The organism is Actinomycetota bacterium (genome assembly GCA_036280995.1).
Lineage (GTDB): Bacteria > Actinomycetota > CALGFH01 > CALGFH01 > CALGFH01 > CALGFH01.
In genome coordinates this window covers 1-2,926 of sequence record DASUPQ010000864.1, presented here as the reverse complement: position 1 = coordinate 2,926, position 2,926 = coordinate 1, and the positions used below count along the sequence as shown (strand labels likewise).

The following is a 2,926-nucleotide window of genomic DNA, read 5'->3' as shown; positions in this document are numbered from 1 at the left end:
ACGTCCTCGAGGAGCTGCGGGCCGGCGGCTACAGCCTCGGCGGCGAGCAGTCCGGGCACCTGGTCCTCCCGGCCTACGCCACCACGGGCGACGGCATGCTCACCGCGCTACGGCTGATGGCGCGGATGATCGCGACCGGCTGCCCGCTCGCTGAGCTCGCCGGCATCCTCACCCCGCTGCCGCAGGTGCTGGAGAACGTGCAGGTCGTCGACAAGGCCGCCGTGGCGCGGTCGGACGCCGTCCGGGCTGCCGTCGCCGCGGCCGAGGTCGAGCTCGGCGACTCCGGGCGGGTGCTGCTGCGGCCCTCGGGCACCGAGCAGCTCGTGCGGGTGATGGTCGAGGCGCCGACGGCCGAGCAGGCCCGGGCGACGGCCGTACGGCTCGCGGAGGTCGTCGCCGCGGCCCCCTGACCGCGAGTCGGGGCCGATGGGCACGCGAGTCGGGGTCAACCGGCAGCCGAGTCGGGGTCAACCGGCAGCCGAATCGGGGTCAACCGACAGCCGAGTCGGGGTCAACTGACAGCCGTCCCGCCGTGCACGGGAGCACCGGATTTCCAACGAACGGCACTTTCGGTCCCGCTTTCCGCACTTCTCAGGCATGATTTGCGCCCCGCGCGTCGCGCTCGTTGCCGGTCAGCTTGATCGGGTCGGGGGCAGCTCTCGGGCCTGGCTGGAGATCTGCTCCATCTCGCTGATCAGCTGGTCGAGCGTGCGTCGGTTGGCGATCTGCTCGCGGTAGCGGTCGGCCTGCTCGGCGGTGAGCCGGCGGGTCACGGTCTTGCCGGCGATCTTGCGGGTGTGCTGGTAGTAGGGGCCGTGCCGGGCTGGCGGGTCGGCGTGGCAGCGGCAGCCGGGGCTGGCGCAGACGGTGTAGCGCTCGATCACGCTGCCCGAGGCGATGAAGCCCAGCTCGCGCACCCGGTCTTGCAGGGCCCGGTAGCGGCGGTGCAGGCGGGTGAGCTCGGTGTCGACCACGGTGTCCTTCCTCGGCGTGTCAGGCTCCTGAGAAGACCTGACAGTAGAGATACTGTCTGGCACGGGCGGCTAACGTCAAGGGAGTGCCGATGGACACGCCGGGCGGCGGCGAGTTCGAGCTGCACAGCCAGCGGCTGGGCGCGCTGCCGCTGGTCAACCACTTCTGGGTACGCGCGGGTCTGCCCGGGCTGCTGGCGCGCTACCTGCCGGTCACCGATGCCCGGGTGCGGCTGGCCCCGGCGGTCGCGGTGCGGCTGGTGGTCACCAACCTGCTGCTGGGCCGGCAGCCGCTCTACGGGCTCGGCGAGTGGGTCGCCCGCTACGCTCCGGCACAGCTCGGGTTGGCGGCCGACGAGGTCGACGCGGTCAACGACGACCGGGTCGGCCGCGCGCTGGAGCGGTTGTTCGACGCCGACCGGGCCAGCCTGCTCACCGAGCTCATGCTGGCGGTGATCGCCGAGTTCGGCATCGGCACCGCCGAGTTGCACAACGACTCCACCTCGATCAGCGTGCACGGGGTCTACCACGGCGCGAGCGGCACCCCGCGCGGCGGCAAACCCACCCCGGTGATCACTTTCGGGCACTCCAAGGACTACCGCCCCGACCTCAAGCAGCTGGTGTGGATCCTCACCGTGGCCGCCGACGGCGCGGTCCCGATCGCCTACCGGCTCGCCGACGGCAACACCACCGACAACCCCACCCACGTGCCCACCTGGGACCAGCTGGTCGGGATGCTCGGGCGCACCGACTTCCTCTACGTCGCGGACTCCAAGCTGTGCTCCCGGGAGGCGATGGGGCACATCGCCGCGGCCGGGGGCCGGTTCGTCACCGTGCTGCCCCGCTGCCGCGGCGAGGACCGCTGGTTCCGCGACTGGGCCCAGACCCACCGGCCGACCTGGACCGAGGCACTGCGCACCCCCGGTGCTCGCCTCGGCGAGCCCGACCAGGTGTACTCGACCTTCCCCGCGCCGGTGCCCTCCGCCGAGGGCTACCGCATCGTCTGGGTGCACTCCACCACCAAGGCCGCCCGCGACGCCGCCGCCCGCCAGGCCCGCATCCAGGCCGGCGCCGCCGCGATCGACGCCCTGGCCGACCGGCTGGCCGGACCGAAGTGCCGGCTCAAGACCCGCGTCGCCGTCGAAGACGAAGCCGCCGCCGCGCTGGCCCGCGCCGGCGCCGACCGCTGGATCAGCTACACGGTCGGCCAGACCGTCACCGAGACCTTCCGCCAGGAACGCCGCGGCCGCCCAACCACCACCACCCGCTACCGCCGCCACACCACCACCCGCCACACCACCGGCTGGGACATCCGCCTGGACGTGCTGGCCTACGACGCGGCCACCGACGGCTGCTTCCCGCTGATCACCAACGACACCACGCTCACCGACGCCGGGCTGCTGGCCGCCTACCGCTACCAGCCCAACCTGGAACGCCGCCACCACCTGCTCAAGTCCGTGCAAGACGCCGCGCCGCTGCTGCTGCGCAGCCCGGCCCGCATCGAGGCCCTGTTCTGCTGCCAGTTCCTGGCGCTGCTGCTCGGCGCGCTGATCGAACGCCAGGTCCGCGCCGCGATGACCGCCGCGGCCACCGACCACGTCCCGCTCTACCCCGAACTCCGCGCCTGCACCGCGCCGTCCACCGAACGCATCACCGAGATCTTCGCCGACCTCACCCGCCACGAACTCCACCGACACGGCCAGCTCATCCAGACCTTCGAACCGGAGATCAATCCCCTCCAACGACAGGTCCTCGACCTGCTCGACATGCCCGCCACCGCCTACGCCGCCACATCTTGATCAGCAGCACGCGGGGGGCGATCACGCGGGGGGCGATATTGCCCCCGAGAAGTGCGGAACGTGCGACCGAAAGTGCCGTTCGTTGGAAACCCCGCCCCCCTGAGGATCACCACCGGCCCCCGGGATGTCCGCTGCAACGACCCGCTCTCAGATCGG

At 72.2% G+C, this 2,926-nt stretch carries 3 protein-coding genes; 2 read left to right on the top strand and 1 reads right to left on the bottom strand.

Annotated elements, in window-relative coordinates; translation table 11 throughout:
• On the top strand, nucleotides 1-410 hold a 410-nt coding region (locus VF468_28980; GenBank protein ID HEX5882322.1), incomplete at its 5' end, for a phosphoglucosamine mutase.
• Nucleotides 411-632: 222 nt separating this feature from the next.
• On the opposite strand, the gene VF468_28975 is transcribed toward VF468_28980, so the two are convergent.
• Entirely contained in the window at nucleotides 633-974 is a 342-nt protein-coding gene (locus tag VF468_28975) for a DUF6788 family protein (protein ID HEX5882321.1), read from the bottom strand.
• A gap of 89 nt (nucleotides 975-1,063) precedes the next feature.
• On the opposite strand from VF468_28975, the gene VF468_28970 reads away from it, so the two are divergent.
• Entirely contained in the window at nucleotides 1,064-2,770 is a 1,707-nt protein-coding gene (locus tag VF468_28970; GenBank protein HEX5882320.1) for an IS1634 family transposase, read from the top strand.
• Nucleotides 2,771-2,926: the final 156 nt, after the last annotated feature.

Coding starts and splice junctions, on each gene's coding strand:
- VF468_28970 (HEX5882320.1), top strand. CDS start 1,064: ATGGACACGCCGGGCGGCGGCGAGTTCGAGCTGCACAGCCAGCGGCTG.